We start from the raw sequence: 21,175 nt of genomic DNA on the forward strand, positions 1-21,175 counted from the left end.
TGAGCCTTCTTCGTCAGATCGAAGTGGGTGTTGCGAACGGGAAGACGACGGTCCAGGCTTGCAAGGAAGCGTGCGAAGGCCTGAAGGTTCCGCAGAAACAGAAGCCGCGTGGTCGTCTGTGGTTCAACGACGGCCGCATGGCCCGCACGCTGAACACACGAGGGAGGCGCTGGTGGTTCGGTTCGAACGGAGATGGTCGTCTGCGAAGGTGATCGGTGCGCTGGCCGATGCGATGGTGGCCAAGGGCGTTCCTGAGCACCTGCGATCCGACCACGGGCCCGAGTTCATCGCGCACGGCCTGCGCAAGTGGCTTGCCGATACGGGCGCAAAGACAGCCTACATCGAACCCGGCTCGCCGTGGGAGAACGGCTACTGCGAGAGCTTCAACTCGAAGATGGGGGACGAGTTCCTGAACGGGGAAATCTTCTACTCGATGAAGGAACTCCGAGTGCTTGCCGAACGCTGGCGCAAGCACTACAACACCATCCGGCCACACTCATCGCTTGGGTATCGGCCACCAGCGCCAGAGGTATGGCTGGCATCAACCGCTGGGCAGGCGGAGATCGCTGCGCTACACTAACAATCCAACTGGTACAAAACTTCGGTCAGGCCAATACGAACCGATTGGGATTTCCGCCATGAGGTGGCTTCCATCCTGGGTGACTTTGATGAAATCGTAGATCCCAACGTAACGTGCGAATTTCAATAGATCTCCTGCTACAACGATATGCTCAACCGGCTAAAGATGCAGCCACCCGTAGGCTTGCGTAACAATCGCGTGATCGATGCGGTGTGCTCGAAATCAGCATAATCGATACAAACATTGGACAATTGGATGACACCTACCGTGTGCTGGTCTCCCTATTGTTCTGCTAGGCCAACACTCCCCCACGGAACTGTCGGCCTGAATCCCAATTCAGGTACAGCACCGATGAACAACAAGCGAATTTCGAAAGATATGCTCGATCGTCGTTCCTTTGTACGCAGTGGTCTTCTGGCAGGTGGCGCCGCGATGAGCGTCGGCTTGTTGGCAGATGCCAAACCCGCGCAAGCCCGGGAGCGCGGTCGCCTTACACAAGGCGACGAAGCGATTCTGCGGTTTCTTGCGGCAGCAGAACTGATCGAAGCCGACCTCTGGATTCAGTACGCAGAACTCGGGGGTATCGGGGACAACCAGCCGGTTGAGATCAATCCTAATCAACCCATGAATAATTACCAGATCGCCCTCTCCAACTTGGATGGCGATGGCCCTCAATACATCACCAGCAACACCCTCGACGAAGTCAGCCACGCCAACTTTCTTAATGCTTATCTCGAGTCGCGTGGTGGACGCTCTGTCGATTTTTCTGAGTTCACCACTCTTCCTGGAAGCACCGCGGATGGGTCTTCTAGGACCAAGCGTCTCACGAACCTCATGAAACTGAACGTCGATACAAGCTGGTTCGTGCGATACCGCAGCGCAACCAATCCTGATCTCGGTGCGACGTTCCCTCAGGCCATCACCCTCAATAACGTCACTGCCATTCCACGTAACAACGCTGATTTCAACGGCACGACAAACGGCAATTTCCCTGGGAACAACCATATCCAGGCAATCGCCAACGTTGCGGCGTTTCACTTCGGCATGATCGAGCAGGGAGGAACCAGCCTCTACGCTGCGATGAGTAAAAAGGTCACCGATCCCGAGGTGCTCGATGTCACTCTTGCGATCGGTGGTGACGAGATTGCCCATTTTCTCGAGTGGGTCGACTTCGCAGGCAACGGCGTCCAGCAGCCCGTCGCCCCTTTCACAGACGCCATCTCCGGTCTCACGTTCCCGGACTTCTTTAACAACCCGCCACTCCAGCCGCCTTCGCTTGTTCAACCGAGCTTGATCTTCCCCGTTCCTTGCGAATTCATCGATTCCAACCTGCCGCGCGTATCGGTCATACGCCCCATCACGGATAAGTTTGCCGGCGCGACCGCAGCAGCGCAATCCCTCATCGCAAGCGGCCTTTTCATCGGGCAGAGCAGGAGATTCATTAACACCCTCCTAGGGATGGCGGCTGAGGCTGATGCCGCCGTTCGTTTTGCTCTATGAGACTTTGATCCGAATATTTCCGAGTCTTGGGTCTGGACGCTGTGCCGGTGTCCAGACCCGTCATTCTTTGATGAGGCAACAATCATCGAGGGGCATCCTTACTCTCGAACTGCGTCCAAAGTTGTGACGATTCGAAGGAATCCAGTCAGAGAGTCTGAATGTTAAGTGCTGAACGCTTCGGGGTTGGGCGTCGTAACCTGGGCGATAGCTTTGGTCGGGCGCTGACTTTGGACTGCCGGCCATTGTTCGGCAACAAAGCCTCGCGAATCTGTCCGTCGCCTTGAGCAAACTGCTAGAGAAATCACTTCGCGTCTGTTCTTCTTCGCGTTCTCTTTGTCTTGGCTGCGTTTGACAAGCGTGGACTCGTTTCTAAGAAGTGAAGGCGCAGCCGACCTCTCTTGCGAGCATGAGCATTCTGCTCGGGAGAGGATGATCTCCCGAGACGAAGCAGATTGGCCCATCGTGGCCACGTCACTTCTGCTGAGACGTCCGGTATGGACACAGGATCGTGACTTCTTTAGAAGCGGCATCCCCACCTGGACTTCCGAGACTGTCGAACATTATTTCAGAACGTTGTGAACAGCAGGGAAGACCTGGCTATCCTTGGCGGCACTCAGTGAGTGGCCGACGATTACTGCAATTCGCGACGCTGCGGAAGCCAATTCCGCGAGACCTGATCCGCGTCAGGAAGAGGTGCTTCCGGTGAGATCGCTGGCCGATGCGACCTGCGGGACGCCTCTTCCCGAACCTTCGCGGCAGGGACGGCAATGGGCGCTTTCGGTGCCGAAAGCGCCAGCGCGCCGTTGGGGCTTTTGGGCTTGGCCTCGCTGGACGGCCGTTCTCTTCGCTTGACCGGAGGCAAACGGACGATAGCAGGAGCAGCCTCGAGCTTGCGCGCTGGCTTAGGGCTTGTCTCGCGCACATGCTTTGCTGGTTGCGGAGAGGCTAGACGCCGTATGGGTTGTCGCCGCGCCGCCTTCTTTGGGACAGCGTCTTTGCCACTGAGCAGTTCCCGGGCTTGTTGAAGCAATTCAATTTCAGCATCAATCAGGGCAACAATGCGTGGGTAGTCCATCGTTTTACCCGCTCACCAAATCGATTAATCTTTCTTTTCAATCGATTCGTCGGAGTCCTCTCGTCTCTACGTTTGCATCATTATCCAACAATCGATGACGGGCAGGAATTGATCTAGGGAAGATGTGTGGATGGCGGGATGAGGGCGCGGGAGAAACCGAAGAGGTTTCTCCCGCGCGTTTTTAGAAACAATTCAAGGGACGGCGCCATGCGCCGTCCCTTGAATGAATCGGTTTCTACGCTGTTTTCCTGGGCTTAGATTCAGCCGTGACCTCCTTCCTTGCCCGGGCTTTGGCGGCGAACTCCTGCCTCACTTTCTGGCCGATGGCTTCGGTGTCCACCTTATAGAGTGCCGCCGCGTCTTTGAGTACGTCGCGCCCGTTATGCCGTGAGGCAAGAAGGATGGTCGCCTCGACCATGACCCGTGACAGGGTGCTTTCATCGGCACGGCGCAGAAAGGCAAGGAAAGTCTTGCCGATCTCGCCGTCGTCTCGTTTCTGCTGGATGCCATGCTGCCTGGCCAGTGTTTCGATGCGGTTGCCATCGAGTAGACTGACCAGCCTTTCCAGCAGTGGTCTGCCCGGCGAAATTTGTCCCAGACTGAGTGATAGAGACTGAGTACGAGGAGCAGGATATGCCGAGGGGCAAGAAGCATAGCGCGGAGCAGGTAGTGAACCTTCTTCGCCAGATCGAAGTGGGAGTTGCGAACGGGAAGACGACGGTTCAGGCCTGCAAGGAAGCATTGATTACAGAGCAGACATACTACCGCTGGCGCAAGGAGTACGGCGGCTTGCAGGTCGACCAGGCGAAGCGGTTGAAGGAACTCGAGGCGGAGAACGCAAAGCTGAAGCGGCTGGTTGCGAACCTGAGCCTGGATAACCTTGTGTTGAAGGACTTCGCCTCGGGAAACTTCTAAGCCCGGCGCGTCGGCGACAGGCTGCGGAGCATGCGCGGCAGCGACACGGTCTCACGGAGCGACGAGCGTGCCGTCTGGCTTGTCAGCCACGCGGCACGCAGCGCTACCGGCCGACGCAACGGGCGGATGAAGATCAACTTACCCGCGCGATCGTCACTCTGGCTGGCCAGTATGGCCGGTATGGCTATCGACGCATCACGGCGCTGCTGGTGCATGCCGGCTGGACGGTCGGCACGGATCGCGTGGAACGGATCTGGCGATGCGAAGGGCTGAAGGTCCCGCAGAAACAGAAGCCGCGTGGCAGGCTGTGGTTCAACGACGGCTCGTGCGTGCGGCTGCGTCCTACACATGTGAACCATGTGTGGAGCTATGACTTCGTGAGTGTGCGCACGCACGATGGCCGCATGGCCAGGACGCTGAACCTGATCGACGAGCACACGAGAGAAGCGCTGCTGGTGCGGTTCGAACGGAGATGGTCGTCTGCGAAGGTTATCGGTGCGCTGGCCGATGCGATGGTGGCCAAGGGCGTTCCTGGGCATCTGCGATCAGACAACGGGCCCGAGTTCGTTGCGCATGATCTTCGCAAATGGCTTGCGGATACGGGCGCGAAGACGGCCTACATCGAACCTGGCTCTCCTTGGGAGAACGGCTACTGCGAGAGCTTCCACTCCAAGATGCGTGACGAGTTCCTGAACGGTGAGATCTTCTACTCGATGAAAGAGCTGCGTGTGCTCGCCGAACGCTGCGCAAGCACTACAACACCGTCCGCCCGCACTCCTCGCTGGGCTATCGACCACCAGCGCCAGAGGTACGGCTGGCATCGACCACTCGGCAGGCGGAGGAGCCGTTCGCTACGCTCACGCCTCCTCCGCCTGCCATATCCTGCTTCGATCCGAACTCGGAGATCGCTGCGCTACACTAACAATCCAACTGTACAAAACTTCGGTCAGGCAAGCGAATCGCTCGGGGTCTTATCATGCTTCGCGCACGATAACACATCCGATGTTATCGTGCAAAATAAGCGTTATCATGCTTCTAAACATCCCCTCGCTGAGCGCGGTTTTTCGCATACAGGGTAGTGAAAACCAGATCCAAACCCCGACCCTCACTATTCGTGAGATCAAGTGTCGCAACAGCAATAGGTTTGAAAATAAAGCACTTGTTGCGTCGGAGCAATAAGCGTTGGATCGGAGCATTATCGGAGCAATAAGCGGTTCCAAGGGGGGGTGGAGGGCTTTCTAGGGCGACGAAGACCTTCAAAATCAATCAGTTACCAGTTAGCGGGAAGATGGCATGGAAGAGGTCATCGGTTCGATCCCGATCAGGTCCACCAATCACACCAACAATTTAGCGATGACAAGTCTCCGATTCCGGAATAGTCGGCTTTAGTTGCAGGCAGATAGATCGCTCTCAATGAGCTGTCGCGGCCTCCTGCTGGCTTAGTGCCTTTACGAAGGTCTCCTGGGCGTCGGCGACGAAATCCTTGTAACCGGCGGGATCGATAAAGACGCGAGGGCCGGCCTGTGCGTAGCGCTTTAGCTTGGTGAGCATATCGAAGTATCCACCGTGGGCTCCCAGAAATACGTCGCAAGGTAGAGCGCGCAGCTCCGAAAACGTATGCCGGAAATCCTGAGTGATGCCGGGATAACTTACGGAATGGCGAGGTGTGGCCACGAAGTGATACTCGGACCAGAAGCCCACTCCACCGACAATGACGATATTTCTCATCGTTCCTGCCGGCTCACCGGGGAGATGAGAACGCATGGTCCAAGTGGTACATCCTCGCGTATGGCCTGCGGTTTTGTGAGCGGTCAGGACCACATCTCCCAGACGCACAGTATCTCCGTCATGAAGAACACTATCGACATGCGCAGGCGCATACCTGACGATGTTCGGTGAAGGGGACAGGAAGTCCGTGCGTGCTCCGGTTTCAATCACGCTCACGTCGCCGTCCATCACCATGTTCTTGGCGTGAGTCTCCCGAATCACTTCCGCGGCTCCGCCCACATGGTCGTAGTGGGCCTGGCTGTTGAGCAGGATCCTGGTGTCACTCCAATGAAAGCCCAGCTTCTCCACGCTTGCCCGGATTTGCGGCGGCGAGCTGGCAAGATTTGCATTGATGAGGATATTTCCTGCTCGCGTGACGATAAGGTAGCTGGCGAGATCTTCGCTTCCCACGTAGTACAGGTTGTCGGTAATTTGAAACGGAGCAATTGAGGTGGTCCATGAAGGGTTTACCTCGGCAAGTATCGATCTGGAGCTGCAGACCAGTAGCAGGAACAGGCAGGAGAGAGTCGCGCGCATTCTGCTTTCTTAGCAGAGCCTGACGACACTGAGACGCTTCATCTCGGTATGTCGTGGGTTCCGGTGCATACTTAGCTACCGCCCGTTTCAACCGCGACTAAACTTTCCTTTAAACTCATGATGTTGACCGGGAACCAGATTTCCCTTAAAACCTCTTATAAATTCTTGTAACTAATCGATACATTACCTATGAATACTCGATCGCGGATCACAGGTGTAATACGTCTCATCGCTTGTTTGTCTTTGACGCTCGTTCTCCTTGGGTATGCTGGGCTCATCCCACTCGGTAGATGGCAGCTCGATGAATTCTCTGAGCTTTATAAGATGCGTTCCACGCCGCTTTACTTCTTCGAGCGTCTGAGCTGGAGTCCGCGGCCAATTTCTGAATTGCTGTACGGAGCGTATGGCTGGGCGGTGAACCACTTTCATCAGCCTCTGATCGTTCCTTTTCTCGCGCTCCTATGGCTGATTTTGCTCTTCGCGACGCTATATACCCCGGCGCAACGTTTTTTTGAACAACGCGACCGTGCGTGGCCCATTTTTCTGATTTCACTTACGCTGCTCGTGTTGGCCGTGAGTGGCGGAGATGCTACTGAGGTCTTCTACTGGCCGGCAGGCGCAGTAGCCTACATCCCTACACTCGCAGTGACATTGTTGTTGTTTCTTCAGGTTGTGGATGGGCGACTGGCGACTAAAAAGGGCCGTATCCTGGCGTCCGTGTGCCTGGTTATCGCAGCCACTTGTACCGAGGCCGGCGCTACCTTTGTTTTCAGCTATGGATTGGTCCAACTTTTCCAGAGATGCAGAGAAGCCTGGCAAAAGAAAACAGGAGCCGATCGACGTCCTGTCCTCTGGATAAGTATTCCGCTGTCCATCGCTGCTGTGGTGCTCGTTGCTGTGCGCATGAATCGCTTTCGCTCAAACGAGGTTGTCGCGGATCAACTGGCCGCTGGCCATCCTGTAAAAAGCATCGTTGCGAGCTTCAAGGAGATGGCGTTCGAGATCTACGGGCGTGGCATCCTGGCACGCACCTATCACCAGTTTCCTAATCCCCACACGTGGCTTCATTCGGGAATGCACTTGCCCCTGGAGATACTTGCCGGATCTCACCTGTGGATGGAAGTTCTTCTGCTGGTCTCAGTACTGCTCATGTGGACCGGTGTGCAGCGCCCCGAGAAACGAACGATTCAACAGATCCTGGAGCTCTGTACGGCTCTTATGGCCACCGCTCTTTTCATCATTGCGGCCGCCAATCTGCATTTTGGAGTAACTTGTTGCGAACGCCATGAATTGCTGCGGGAATCATGGTGGAACATGATTCTGGTGGGACTGGCGATTGCCGGGGCTTCCTGGCTCTCCGACGCTCATCGCCAGCGGATTACACGTCTTACACCCATTGCTCCCCTGGTTCTATTGCTGTCTGTACTTTCTTTAGGGATCATCGGGCCCTTGAGACGTACCTACCAGGCGTACGCGATTCTTCGCGAGGCCACATTGCAGAACAGCGAATCAGGTTTCCATTACGGCAGCGATCGGATGTCGCTCTCGATTCTTCCTTCAGAAGGGATCATTACGGAGGAGGCGATCCAGGCGGGCGTGTATCACAGCGGTGTGGCGATCAACAGGTTTGACCTGGATGTCTATCCTTATTACGTCCTTCGTTTCTTTGGCAAACAGACCATCGTTATTTATCACCTGGTTGTCCCAGGAGACGCGGCTGCACCTGAAAAGAACTGACGATCCGCTTCGCGCCAGCGCGAAGCCTTATTAACCTGCTTGTTCTCTAAGGCGCATCAGGTCGGGAAGAACCATCCTGTCCGACTCGATGCGAACCAGTCCGTCCCGGCGAAAGGCGAGCAAAACCCTGGTCGCGGTTTCGCGGGAAACTCCGGCCATATGTCCGAGCTCTTCATGAGTGAGCGGCATGTGGAAGCTGACTTCGTTGAGGGGATGGGGGCATGCATCATTGTGTTGACCGGCAAGGATGAGCTTCCCCCAATCGCTTAAGACGCTGGCCAGCTTGGCGGCTGCGCTTCCTGAGAGAGCCAATCGTTTTGCGGTCAGGACGGCGGATTGATATTCATTCGCGACGGCCCGGAGGGAGTTACGGCTCACGGCCTCGAACTCCTCCATGAACGAGAGGAATTGGGTGCGAGGAATGGACTTGATGACGCAAGGCTCCAGGGTCTCCGCAGAGGTCTCATAGGGATTTTGTTTCAACACAGCAGCGAGCCCCAGAACATCTCCCGGACCCACGATCCGGAGGATCAGGAGGCGGCCGTCATACGACGATGTAGTGAGCTTGATCGTACCGCTGCAGATCACATAGACGTAATTCGGAGATGAACCTTCCTGCAGGACTGGTTGATTACTCTGTAAATGTATCCATGAACCCAGGCTGTCCATGCGCTGGATAGCGCTCCGATCCAAAGCGCAAAAGCAGTGTGGCCCTTTCGTCGTACAACTCTGGCAACTGCGCTTCAGCGGCATATTTGCGCCTCCTGATGTAAGGATATAGCAACGCGGCAGCCCGCCGAATAACCCCGTCGTAACATACCTAACGTCTGAAGACGTGGTCAGGCGATTACCGGTCCGTAATTACCGGAACTTTGTGACGTGCGTCACAGAGGCCGATGCCGATACCATTTATCGTGGCAGCAGCTATGACCACCCTCCTGCTTCACAGGATTCATTTCGCGTTCACGATCACATTTCACTATCTGTTTCCGCAACTGACCATGGGCCTTGCGCTGCTGATCGTTGTGCTGAAAACAGTAGCTCTGACGAAGCATGACGAACGTTACGACCAGGCGTCACGTTTCTGGGCAAAGGTCTTCGCGGTCAACTTTCTGCTCGGAGTGGTTACCGGTATCCCGATGGAGTTCCAATTTGGGACTAACTGGTCGGAGTTCTCGCGCAGAGCAGGCGGCATCATCGGGCAGCCGCTGGCTATGGAAGGTGTGTTCTCTTTCTTTCTCGAGTCCACCTTTCTCGGCCTTTTTCTCTTCGGTGAGAAGCGTCTCTCCCGCTGGGCGCACTGGGGAGCGGCGTTCATGGTGTTTGTCGGTTCCTGGATCTCTGGCTTCTTTATCATCGTCACCGACGCCTGGATGCAGCATCCGGTGGCGTACCGCCTGCTGCCGGATGGCCGGTTTGAGCTCACCAGCTTCTGGGGGTTACTCATGAACCCATGGGCTTGGCTGCAGTATGCGCATAACATGTGTGGCGCAGTGGTGACCGGAGCGTTTGTCATGGCGGCGGTGGGCGCCTTCTACCTGCTGGAGCAACGCCACGTTGAGTTCGGGCGGCTCTTTCTGCGCGTTGGTGTCATAGCGGGTCTTATCTCATGCATGGTTCAGATATTTCCGACCGGCGATCTGCATGGCCGCTATGTGGCGAAAAATCAGCCAGCCGCAATTGCCGGAATGGAAGGTCTTTTCCATAGTGAGAAGGGCGCTCCGATCGTGCTTATGGGACAGCCCGATATCGACCAGCAGCGGATCGACAATCCGCTTGCCGTCAACAAGGTTCTAAGCTTCCTCATCTATGGCACGACCGAAGCTGAAGTTACTGGTCTTGATCAGATTCCGAAAGATCAGTGGCCTACGACACTACCTTTGCTGTTTTACAGCTACCACATCATGGCGGGGCTGGGCACCTATTTCGTCCTGCTGATGATCGTAGCTGTCTTCCTGCTTTGGCGAGGCCGGCTCTATCAAACGAAGTGGTTGCTGTGGTTCATCCTGTTAAGTTTCCCGTTGCCTTATATCGCCAACACTGCTGGATGGATGACTGCTGAGATCGGGCGTCAGCCATGGCTGGTCTATAAACTTCTGCGCGTCTCCGAGGGATACTCTACCCATGTTTCGGCCGGCAACAGCCTGTTCACTCTTCTCGGCTTTCTCGGAATGTACAGCCTGCTTTCCATACTCTGGATCGTAATCGTCTACCGGTTTATCGAAGCCGGGCCGGAGAAAGTTAACGCGCCGCACAACAGCCCGGCAGGCATGGTCACCGCGTAGAGCGAAAGGAAAAACAATGGGAGCAGTCTGGTTCTGGATCGTCGCTTTAATGCTTGCGGCTTATGTTGTTCTCGATGGTTTCGATATCGGGATCGGCATCCTGTACCCGATCCTTGGGCGCAGCGGCCAGGACCGCAAGGTGATGCTGCGTTCGATCGGTCCTGTCTGGGATGGAAACGAGGTCTGGCTTCTTGCCAGCGGCGGAACCTTGTTCTTCGCGTTTCCGATTCTTTATGCTTCGGCCTTCAGCGGTTTTTATCTCCCCCTGATGATTGTGTTGTGGCTGTTGATCGGACGCGGTATCGGAATCGAGCTTCGGTCACAGGTCGACAACGCGGTCTGGAGAAGCTTCTTCGATGGCGTCTTCTTTCTTTCGAGCGCACTGCTGGCCATCTTTCTCGGCGCCGCTCTTGCGAATGTAATTCGCGGCGTTCCGCTCGGCGCGGACCATTACTTCTTCCTGCCGCTCTGGACAGACTGGCGCGCTGGATCGCACCCCGGCATTCTCGATTGGTACACGGTCATCGGTGGAGTGGTCGCCCTGGTTGCGCTGACCACGCACGGCAGCTTGTATCTGGCACTCAAGGCATCGGGAGAACTTGAAGACAGAGCTCTTCGGTGTGGCCGGTTGTCCTGGCTGGGGCTTTGCATCATGACGCTTATCAGCCTGCCTGCGACCGTTCTCGTGCGGCCGGCAATGCTTACTCACTATTCCCAGCATCCGGCTGCGTTCGCAATCCCTGCGATGGTCGTGCTGTCGTTAGCAGGAACCGGCATCTACATGCGGCGCAGGGAAGAGCTCAAGGCATTCCTGTCGTCGTGCCTGTATCTGGCTACCATGCTGGTCGGAGCCGCAGTAGGACTCTATCCGACGCTGCTCCCATCCTCATCGAACCCAGGCGATGACATCACCGTCGCGAATGCTCTCTCGGGCACCTACGCCATGCATGTCGGGCTGATCTGGTGGATCTTCGGCATATCGCTCGCGCTTGGCTATTTCGTCGTCAGCTACAGCATGTTTCGTGGCAAGGTTCCGCTTCACGACGACGGATACGGGCACTAATCGCATCGCAGGCACGCAATCATCGGCGATTGTGTGTCTGCTAAGGCTGCGGCCAACCATTCTGTTGCCGCCGAATCGAGCTTCGAAGGTATACCGGCGGGCATGACACCGGCTCGCGCAACGCTACGCAGTCATTACCCTTTCGCTGTCGATTTGCGGGAGCGGCATGGCGCCCAGCGCCATCAAGGCACACTGGGCCACCGCCAGTACGATGAGCGGGGGACAATTCGCTGCTGTTCCGTACCCCGAGCACACAGAATGGCCATCACATCGTTTCAGGGGTGAGTTGGGGCAGTTCAGACATGCCCGAGAACAACTGGAAGACTGAAGGATGTTGAGTGGCATGAAGCTTCTCCTTGATATATCAGCATCCACCAGTCGCGCCATCAGGAGATGTGACGGCGATCACGTTCCGCACGTTTTCGTGAAGGATCAGGAAGCGTGGTTTGGATTCCCGGGGCTTCGGCCTCCTGCAAGAGCAGGGTGTCTGCGGGCATTTCTTCTTGCCCATCTGCCCGTGCTGTTCTTGACTCGCAACTTTGGCGCGTTTAGATTGGGCTTTGTTTGGCTGCAAATCTTTTAAAAATGGCGTAGTTGGCCCGCCGAAGCTGGAAATCCATGCGCATTGTTGCCGGTGTTGATTTTGGGACTCTTAGTACCCGTGTCACTCTTCTTGATAGTGAAAAAGGCCGGCTGGGAACGGCTTCCGCCACCTATCCGCTGAAACGTAAACATCACGATCCTGACTTTGCGACGCAGTCCCACACCGACCAGATGGACGCGCTGGTGAAGGCTCTCCGCGAAGTGCTGGCGAATACCGGCATCGATGGTGAGCAGGTTGAGGCGCTGGCCCTCGACACGACCGGTTCGAGCGTTATTCCGGTCGATGACCACATGCAGCCTCTCGATGACTACTATCTATGGTGCGATCATCGCGCACTGCGTGAGGCGGAGCAGATTACCCGGCTGGCGCACGAGAAGAACCTCGAGGCGATCGAGTGGTGCGGCGGAGTGTATTCCCACGAGTGGGGTTGGGCGAAGGTGCTGCACTGGCTGCGGCACAACCCGGAAAAACGCGACCGGTTCGCCTCGGCCTTTGAACATTGCGACATGGTCGCAGCGACCCTGAGCGGAATCACCGATCCCAAACAGGCGAAGCGGAGCGTTTGCGCGCTGGGGCACAAGTGGCTATGGAATCCCAAGTGGGCGGGATTTCCTCCGGAAGAGTTTCTGGCTGCGGTCGATCCGCTGCTGACAGGCGTACGCGAAAAGCTGGCGGGTGATGTGCTCACCTCAGATCACGTTGCCGGGCACCTTTCTCCCGAATGGGCTGAGAAGCTTGGCCTGAAGGCCGGAATTCCTATCCCGGTTGGAGCGTTCGACGCGCACTGGGACGCGATCGGCGCAGGCTGCCGCGAAGGCGACGTGGTCAACGTGGTCGGAACCTCAACCTGCATCATCGCCATGCAGAAGAAGGCGGAACTGGTGCCGGGCGTGTGTGGTGTGGTGCCGGGCAGCGTACATCCTGGATATACCGGCGTGGAAGCAGGGTTGTCCGCGGTAGGAGACATCTTCGAAGCTATCGCCCGCCGCGCGGGAACCGACGTCCGTGAGCTTTCGAAGGGCCTTGAAAATTACAAGGCTGGACAGACCGGATTGCTGCGTTTTTCCTGGGATAACGGCGATCGCACCGTTCTGACACGCAGCGACCTCGGCGGCATGACGCTGGGGTGGCACCTGGTAAATACAGCGCAGGACGAGCTCTTTGCAGCCATCGAAGGCACTGCATTTCATACCCGCATCATTCTCGACCGCATGGCTGAGCATGGCGTTCCGATTGAGCGCGTGATCAATGCTGGAGGCATTCCGCAAAACAACGTGGTGTTGAACCATGTCTATGCGAATGTCTTCAACAAGCCAGTGCTTGTGCCGGAGGTTCCGGCGACCAGCGTGGGTTCGGGCATTTTTGCGCAGTTGGCTGCCGGCATCTTTAAGACCGTAGAAGAGGCGCAGGACCGCATGTGCCCGACGTACAAAATCTACGAGCCGGAACCGAAGGCCGCTGCTGTTTACGAAGAGCTATATCAGCTTTATCGCAAGGTCTATTTCGCCTTCGGTGATCGCAGGGCCACACCTCAGCCGCTGACCGAGGTGCTGCACGACCTGCGCGAGATCGCATCGCGCGTTCATGGCGATGCCGCGAAGGCGTAGGCTGTTGGTATAGGTTCGTATCCAGGAGAAGATTGAAATGCTGTTGCAGAAACTGCGCGAAGAGGTTCTCGAGGCAAATCTCGAAGTGGTGCGCCGCGGCCTGGTGCTCTACACATTCGGAAATGCTTCGGGTGTCGACCGGGAGCAGGGGCTGGTCGTAATCAAGCCATCGGGCGTGGACTACGACGAACTGCGTCCCGAGCACATGGTGGTAACAGACCTTAACGGAAAGCTCGTCGAGGGAGATCTTCGCCCTTCTTCCGACCTGGATACACATACGCTGCTGTATCGCGAATTCCCTGAGATCGGCGCGGTGGTCCACACCCACTCGGAATACGCGACCAGCTTTGCGCAGGCTGGGCTGCCGATTCCCGCCTTTGGCACAACGCATGCCGACTACTTTTACGGCCCGGTGCCGGTGACCGAGCCGCTTACGGACGAAGCGATCGGCGGACGCTACGTGCATGAGACGGGGCTTGCGATTATTGCCCGTTTCAAAAACACCGACGAGTACATCGATCCGCTTGCTGTGCCTGCCTGCCTCGTGGCAGGGCATGCTCCCTTCGTCTGGGGACGTACTCCTCACGATGCTGCCCACAATGCGGTGGTGCTCGAGGCAGTGGCTCGCATGGCCTATCGGACGGTTTCTCTCAAGGCAAATGCGGACGAAGTTTCGCAGGCCCTGCTTGACCGCCATTACTTTCGCAAACACGGCGCGAACGCGACCTACGGGCAGGCATCTCCTGCAGGCAAGCGCTGACGACCGCAACAGTCATCAGCGCTTACCTGCAACATCAGAAATGCGGAACGTCTGAGCTTCCTCCTTCATATCCCAACATCCCCGGCTTGCTAGCCTGCGAAAAGACGCTGTTCGATGGCGCGCTTTCGCCGAGTCCGTTGGTGGCCGTTACCTCGTAGAAGTAGGCGCAGCCCGGTATGGCCGTGTAATCGTAGGCATTGTAGGTATTTGTCTGAATAATTGTTACAAATGGACCGGCGGGCGAAGTGCTGCGCTTCACGTTGAAGGCCGTTCCGAATTGAGGCGTCGTCAACGGATCGGGTTTCCACCTCAGGAATATGAAACCGTCGCGATTCCTGGCGTGTAGCACCGGCGGCGTACGAACTGTCTCGACCGGCGTGCCGCTGACCGAAGACGACTGCGAGCTTTCGCCAAGATAGTTCACCGAGGTGACGACGTAGTAATACGTCGAACCGTTGTTGATGGAGAGATCGGTGTATCGGGTAGCGCTCTGCGGGGAGGTCGTAAGCAGGGTGTAACTCGATCCATCGGGCGAGCGGTAGACGTTATATCCCATTGCATCGGGGACGCTGTTCCACGTCAGGATCGCGATGCCTCCTCCGAAGAACGGCTCTGCGTCGCCGCCCCCGAATGTGGCGTTCAATCCGCCTGGCGGAGGTGGTGCGGAAGCTGCCGGAAAGCTGCTTACCTGCGACGAGACAGCACCCGTGCCGAAGGCGTTCGACGCATTCACGACGTAATAGTAGGTATTGTTGTCGCTCACTGAAGTGTCAACGTATCGATTCGTACCCGTCGTAGCGAGAAGAGTGTAAGGTCCGCCGCTTTGAGTGGAGCGAAGGATCGAGTAAGTGGTTGCCGTTGTAGCGCTCGCCCATGAAAGCGAGACGGTTGCACTGCCCGGCACAGCGGTTAGATTCGAAGGCGCCGAGGGAGCGGTTGGGTATCCACCGCCCATGATCTGCTGAATGAGAATCGCGCCTGTTCCTGCGGGCAGAATGGTGTTGCCGGCGGAAGACGCAGAGGTTGCCAGCGACAGGCTGTGAAAACCTCTTGACGTCGAGAAGGAGAGCGCGGAGGAAACTCCATCAGAGCTGTTGAGCGAGAGCGTGCCGATGCTTTGGTCGTCGATGAAGACGTTGACGGCTGCTCCGGTGACTGCGGCATGTCCATAGAGACGCAGCGCGAAGGTGCCAGGGCCGGATGCCCTTAGCAGATAGACGTTGGGCGAGTTCGGCTGGATGGTCAGCCCTGATCCGGGTATTGCTTCGCTCACAAAGATATCGGGTGTTCGCTGGCTGGGGTCGATGTTCACGGTTTGCCCGGCCATGAAAGGCAATACATTGCCTGCTGTGAGAGGCGGTCGGGGTGCGCTTAGAACTCCTAGCGCTCCGAGATAGGTGGGGGTCCGCAGATGTTCGTAGTCTTCAACAAGCATGAAGTCGCCGAACTCGCTGACATCCCCCTGTAGCGCATAGTAGTTGACGGTGTCGCCACCAACCGCGAACCAGTTATCGAGATAATGATGCACGATGCTGGCAATCATGCGGCGGTCGCGGATGCTATGGGCTCCGACGCCACCCAGAAGCGAGCCAGGTCCGGACTCGTAGCCGACTTCCTTGAGGCCATAGTAAGCAGCAACGGCCTGCCACCCGATAAAGTCTCGCCGCACTGCATCGCTGCCGGTCCACATCGTCGCGAAGGTTGCGTCGACGGAGGATGTGTCGGCCGCATCGTAGTAGGGCGCTTCACCGATGCCGTAGAGAACAGTCTTCACCGGAAAGCCAAACTTTTGCTCGGCCCATCCCAGCGAGTTGAAGAACGTGAGCTCCGTTGTGTATTGCCACAATGCAACCGGACGGACGCGGCCGGTGCAGCTGCTTTCTCCGAAGACCTGTTCGAAGATCTGTCCAATCTGTATGGTGCGCTCGATATAGCGTTGGTCGACAGTGATGCCTTCCTGACTGGCGATGATCTGGTTATAGGTGTACTCAGGAAAGCTGAAATTCCAGACTTCATTGCTGTATTCCACGTACACGTGCAGATCGCGCTCAAGACCTTGTGTGTATTGGTTGCCGTTCCGGATGAGATTTGCGAGCTGCATCACGTAGTCGTCATCCGCGGAGTCGGGAATATTAATCCACATATCGTGATGGGTGGCGTTGGCGAGCATGATCATGTACTCCCATGCGACGCCTTGCGACTGCTTGCCATCGGTGTTCCTTGCGGGCAGCCCCGCCTGGTAGGCGTCAGCGACCTGCACGCGGTCTTCCCAGCGTGTTGTAACCAGGCTGGTTCCAAAGAATGTCTGGTAGCCGTTTCCCGAGTCGACATTGAGGAAACGGATCGCCGCAAATGGAGGCTCGTAAGCAGCCAGCGTGCCGGGTGTGAAAACAGCTTGCGTATTTTGCGAATACCCAGGGCGAAGCAGGTGCATATTCGTGAAGCCTGTGCCGGGTGTATCGGTAGGGAGCCTTTGTGTGTTCAGAAACTGTAGTTGCAGCAGGGAGTGCCCAGGCTGCAGAACAAGGTCGGCGGTTGTCTGGTTGCTTTGTGCGTTGTAGATCTGGTTCTGCACAAGCAGGCCGCCGCTTGCTGCTTCGGTGCTGGGAACAATGGTGGCTTGGCCGGTGAAAGATAGTTTGTAGATGCCGGCGATATCTTCATTGATGGCAGGAGCATCCGGCGCACGCCAGGGCATGTTCCGGCGAATGTCATAATCCATGCCCGCATCGCTGGTCGGCCATCCGGCTGCGTCCTGGGTTACGGCAGTCGCTCCGACCGTGTTCCATCCCGTCAGTCCTTTGATCAGATCAACCCAGTCCCATCCTCCGTTGACGCCCAAAGGAAGATTGGAGTATTCGGAATGCCCGTCGGCATGAGCTGGAGGGGTGTAGGCGGCCAGTGTGGCGAGCAGAAGTTGCAGAAGCAGGAAGTTACGAAGGACGGTGACAAGCGGCGTGGGGGATCGATGCATGGTATGCCTCCATTGAGGAATTGGCCCGGCAGCATTTATGCACTTGCCCAAAGTAGGGTGTCAAATAAGTTGTTTGTGGCATGGAAATGTAGCCGTGCGGCATAGCATGTCGCCAGGCCAATGGAGTATAAGAGCGGGGTAAATCTCCAGCCAGATGTTATCGCTATCTCCTGGCGAGGAGAAGTACTTATAGGAAGAATGCTCACCTGAAGTAGAGATGAGTGCCTGCTTTCCTATTGACAGCCGCATTGCCGGAAGCTAGGTTGCCATTGGCTCAAAAGCAGGTCTGGAAACAACTTGTATTGTGCGTATGCAACATTCAGCCATAAGTGCATAAGACCGAATTTCGGTCTTTAAGGGGAGAGCAGAATGCTGTTTCGTGCTATGGGACTTCGAAACGCAATTTCAGTACTTTGCCTCGGCGTTGCTACATACGGCTATGCTCAGTTCAGTGGAAACGTTCAGGGGACTGTTACCGATCCTTCAGGTGCTGTTGTTAGCGGGGCCAGGGTTACGCTGCATAGTTCAGCGACAGGAGCAGACAACCTCTACATAACATCCGCAAGCGGAACCTACGCTTTCCCGAGTGTGCCTCCAGGGCACTACCAGGTGATTGTCGAGGCGCAGGGATTCGCGAAGAGCACGGTCGAGGTCGATCTGCAGACGGATGAAGTACGCGGCGTCAACGTGAAGCTGCAGGTAGGCGGTGCAAACTCCAGCGTGAATGTTACCGCCGTGGCAACGGCGATCAATCCTGAAGAGACTCGCATTCAATCCACGATCACCAGCGAGCAGTTAAAAACACTGCCACTGCCCAATCGCGATACGACGCTGCTATTGCAACTGGCTCCTGGCGCAACTGGTTATGTGGATGAAGGAAACGGTGGCGGCTATGGATCGAACATCTTCGGCAATGGCGTTTACCAGCCGGGCGGGAATAATTCGACCATTGCGACCTCAATCAATGGCAGCGGCCTTCCGGGATCTTCAAATCTGTTTCTGATCGACGATCTTCCCGTGATGAGTACGACGGCAAAGGGCAGCGTGACGATTCTGCCGAATCCGGACATGATCGACCAGGTATCGCTGCAGACGCAGACGTATTCTGTAGTGAATGGAGAAAGCTCTTCGATTGAAACGGCCTTTACGACCAAGTCTGGCGCGAATGCTTTTCATGGTTCTGCCGACCTGACTTATACGGGAAGATTTCTCACTGCGAACCAGGAGTTCGCGCCGTCAGATGTAGGCTTCCACCGGCAGAATTTCATCGGCTCGCTCGGCGGTCCGGTCTGGAAGAACAAGACGTTCTTCTTTGGTTCCGTACAATTGCTGCGCTCCGCCGGTGCGGGCGGCGGGTTGGATACATGGATTACTCCTGAAGCAGCCGCGTGGGCGCACGGAGCCTTCCCCGACGCGAACGGTCCGAAGATGCTTTTGCTGGCGCCGCCTACGCGTGTCTTCAACGGCGTACCCGAGCTGGCGTCGTCGTTATATCCATTCACGCCAGCAACCGGTACCACTGCGGCATCGGGCTGCGGCACCGCTGCAGACTCGAATATCCCCTGCGACCTTCCGGTGCTGGCCAATGGGCAGACGGAGCAGCAGAATCCCTATAACGGCACGCAATGGAATGTACGCCTCGATCAACTCTTTCGCGGCGGCAACGATCGTCTCTACGGCGAGTACATTCATCTCGACCAGAACCAGGGGTTCCTGTCTGACCGCGGATTTTTCGACGGCGGCAGCCCCAGCGATAACTGGTACTGGTCAGTGAACTATGTGCGCGTGATCAATCCGAAGCTTGTGAACGAAGCGCACTTCGGAGCAGCGCGGTCCTGGAATGCTGCGCAGTACAACAACTTCGACGCGTACTCGGCTCCGGTTGAGCCGATCATCTTTGCAGGTGGCACAGTAGCGACGAACTTCCTTGGCGCGGTGAGCCGCGAGCATACTTACAACATCCGCGATACGGTGTCATGGAATCTCGGAGCGCACAGCCTGCGCTTCGGCTATCAGTTCTTTCGCGGAGATTCCGTCACGGATGATTCGAACCTCTACGGACGCCCGTTTATCCCGTTCTTCACCGATCCGTTGCCGTTCTTTCAGGACTACGCCAACGCCGGCGTGGTGGGGTACTACTCCATCGGTGGAAACGGCCAATACACGCCGCAGATTTATGGATCGAAGGTCACCTGGAACAGCGTGTTTGTGGAAGATCAGTACAAGGTGCGTCCGAACCTGACGCTGACCCTTGGCGTGCGTTATGACAACTTCGGCAATCCTTCGAAGTACGGCGACAATGCGGGAAGCTTCTATCCGCTCTACCTGGGCTCGGGATCGACGCTGCTCGACCAGGTGATCGGAGTGAGGACGCAGTTAAGCGGCAATGCTTTCTCAGGCAGCCAGAACCTGAACTTCCAGCCGCGTGGCGGTTTTGCGTGGACTCCGCTGCAGAATCACAACCATGTGCTGCTGCGTGGCGGCGTCGGACTTTACGAGGACTCGGTGACGCCCTCGCAGGTGGCGGTGAACCTGCCGACGAATCCTCCGAACCGCATTACGTTTACTCCTACGATCTCGAATCCCTCACTGGCAGCCTTTCTCAAGCCATTGCCGTATGGCGATTTCAAAACGACTACGGCTCCGTTCGGCATTACGTACCCGTCGGTGCCTACCTATGGAACCGACCCTTTCGGCAATGTGTATTCGGATCCCGGCAAGACCATGGTCTATCCGTCAGGCATCAACGGCTACGATCGCAGCCTCAAGCCGCAGAAGATCCTCGAATACTCGCTGGGCATGGAGATACAAGGGCCGGCGCAGATGGTCTATTCGATCTCCTACGTGGGTAGCCACGGCTATGACATCTACTTTGGCGGCGACTGGAATCAGCTGCCCGGAGACCTGCTGATTCATGACGGAGTGCAGGAGCGCCGCACATCGGAGTGGGGGCAGATCGAGTTCAACACGAATGGGCTTGAGAGCAATTACAACGGTGTGGTCTTCTCCACGCGGCAGAACTGGAAGAATTTGTTCTGGCAGGTGTCCTACACGTGGTCGCATGCTCTGCAGAACGCTCCGAATGCGGGGCAGGCTAATGTGCAGACCACGCAGCTGTTCACGGAAGCCTACGCGCCGAAGTCGTATTACGGGACGGCGGCCTACGATCGCACGAATGTTTTCACACTGGCTGGCGCCTACGAGATTCCAAAGTTCACTTCGCACATGTGGCTGCATGAGCTGACGGCATGGAGGCTTGGAACCATCATCACCGCGCAGACCGGGACGCCCTTCACGGTTGTGAACAGCGCGCCCTTCGCTGTGCCAACGGCCGATGCTCCGCTGGGCGGCGACTATGAAGCGGATGGACAGAGCTTCGGTATTCCGACCTACAACGGATCCCACAAGGGCGGTTGGAGCCGCGATCAGGCGCGGGCGGGTGTCTTCAATAAAACGGTCGACTTCAGTGCGCCCGCAACCTTTCCCACGCAGCCCGGGGAAGGCAATCAGGGGGTAAACAGCTTCCGCAACCCGGGTTACTTTGTGGTCGATGCGAATGTTTCGAAGGCCTTCAAGTTTCCGCTGCCCCACGGAGAAGAAGGCACGTTCCTGCTGCGGGGCGAGGCCTCTAACCTGTTGAATCGCGCCAACCTTGGACCGCTCGGGAATGATGTCAACGCCGGACAATACTTCGGGCAGAGCTCGACCTCCGGATTTCCGCGCTTCCTGCAGATTGGTGGACGTTTCGAATTCTAGTTTTGTTCAGGCTGA

At 56.8% G+C, this 21,175-nt stretch carries 11 protein-coding genes and 2 pseudogenes; 10 read left to right on the forward strand and 3 right to left on the reverse strand.

Annotated features, from left to right (window positions below; translation table 11 throughout):
• Window positions 1–74 precede the first annotated feature (74 nt).
• The 4 genes and pseudogenes from LJD29_RS13310 to LJD29_RS13325 all read left to right on the forward strand — a co-directional run.
• Window positions 75–580, forward strand: a pseudogene (locus LJD29_RS13310) (integrase core domain-containing protein); the annotation flags it as partial.
• A 351-nt stretch (window positions 581–931) separates the two neighbouring features.
• A complete protein-coding gene (locus LJD29_RS13315; RefSeq protein ID WP_446742025.1) occupies window positions 932–2,080 on the forward strand; it encodes a hypothetical protein in 1,149 nt (382 codons plus the stop codon).
• A gap of 357 nt (window positions 2,081–2,437) precedes the next feature.
• The gene (locus LJD29_RS13320) at window positions 2,438–2,659 is read left to right on the forward strand and encodes a PIN domain-containing protein (protein WP_446742026.1); all 222 of its coding nucleotides are present in this window, start codon (window positions 2,438–2,440) and stop codon (window positions 2,657–2,659) included.
• 1,129 nt (window positions 2,660–3,788) lie between these two features.
• Window positions 3,789–4,992, forward strand: a pseudogene (locus LJD29_RS13325) (IS3 family transposase).
• Between the two features lie 488 nt (window positions 4,993–5,480).
• Here the strand turns inward: LJD29_RS13325 and bla are convergent.
• The gene (bla, locus tag LJD29_RS13330; protein WP_446742027.1) at window positions 5,481–6,374 is read right to left on the reverse strand and encodes a subclass B3 metallo-beta-lactamase; all 894 of its coding nucleotides are present in this window, start codon (window positions 6,372–6,374) and stop codon (window positions 5,481–5,483) included.
• A 189-nt stretch (window positions 6,375–6,563) separates the two neighbouring features.
• Between bla and LJD29_RS13335 the strand changes: the two genes are divergently transcribed.
• On the forward strand, window positions 6,564–8,111 hold the full coding sequence (locus LJD29_RS13335; RefSeq protein WP_446742028.1) for a hypothetical protein: 1,548 nt from the start codon (window positions 6,564–6,566) through the stop codon (window positions 8,109–8,111).
• A 30-nt stretch (window positions 8,112–8,141) separates the two neighbouring features.
• On the opposite strand, the gene LJD29_RS13340 is transcribed toward LJD29_RS13335, so the two are convergent.
• On the reverse strand, window positions 8,142–8,780 hold the full coding sequence (locus LJD29_RS13340) for a Crp/Fnr family transcriptional regulator (RefSeq protein WP_446742029.1): 639 nt from the start codon (window positions 8,778–8,780) through the stop codon (window positions 8,142–8,144).
• A 227-nt stretch (window positions 8,781–9,007) separates the two neighbouring features.
• Here LJD29_RS13340 and LJD29_RS13345 point away from each other — a divergent pair, with 227 nt between their 5' ends.
• The 4 genes from LJD29_RS13345 (at window position 9,008) to LJD29_RS13360 (ending at window position 14,430) form a co-directional block, all read left to right on the forward strand.
• Complete coding sequence (locus tag LJD29_RS13345) at window positions 9,008–10,396, forward strand: cytochrome ubiquinol oxidase subunit I (RefSeq protein ID WP_446742030.1); 1,389 nt, start codon at window positions 9,008–9,010, stop codon at window positions 10,394–10,396.
• Between the two features lie 16 nt (window positions 10,397–10,412).
• Window positions 10,413–11,459 carry a cytochrome d ubiquinol oxidase subunit II gene (gene cydB / locus LJD29_RS13350; RefSeq protein ID WP_446742031.1) on the forward strand — a complete coding sequence of 349 codons (1,047 nt, stop codon included), beginning with the start codon at window positions 10,413–10,415 and terminating at the stop codon, window positions 11,457–11,459.
• A 618-nt stretch (window positions 11,460–12,077) separates the two neighbouring features.
• A complete protein-coding gene (locus LJD29_RS13355) occupies window positions 12,078–13,670 on the forward strand; it encodes a ribulokinase (protein WP_446742032.1) in 1,593 nt (530 codons plus the stop codon).
• Window positions 13,671–13,707: 37 nt separating this feature from the next.
• Window positions 13,708–14,430 carry an L-ribulose-5-phosphate 4-epimerase gene (locus LJD29_RS13360; protein ID WP_446742033.1) on the forward strand — a complete coding sequence of 241 codons (723 nt, stop codon included), beginning with the start codon at window positions 13,708–13,710 and terminating at the stop codon, window positions 14,428–14,430.
• 34 nt (window positions 14,431–14,464) lie between these two features.
• Here LJD29_RS13360 and LJD29_RS13365 read toward each other — a convergent pair whose 3' ends face one another.
• Window positions 14,465–17,404 (reverse strand): fibronectin type III domain-containing protein, encoded by a 2,940-nt coding sequence (locus LJD29_RS13365; RefSeq protein ID WP_446742034.1) that lies wholly within the window; start codon window positions 17,402–17,404, stop codon window positions 14,465–14,467.
• 369 nt (window positions 17,405–17,773) lie between these two features.
• Between LJD29_RS13365 and LJD29_RS13370 the strand changes: the two genes are divergently transcribed.
• Entirely contained in the window at window positions 17,774–21,160 is a 3,387-nt protein-coding gene (locus LJD29_RS13370) for a TonB-dependent receptor (RefSeq protein WP_446742035.1), read from the forward strand.
• Window positions 21,161–21,175: the final 15 nt, after the last annotated feature.

Origin of the sequence: Silvibacterium acidisoli (assembly GCA_022870745.1) — a bacterium.
GTDB lineage: Bacteria > Acidobacteriota > Terriglobia > Terriglobales > Acidobacteriaceae > Silvibacterium.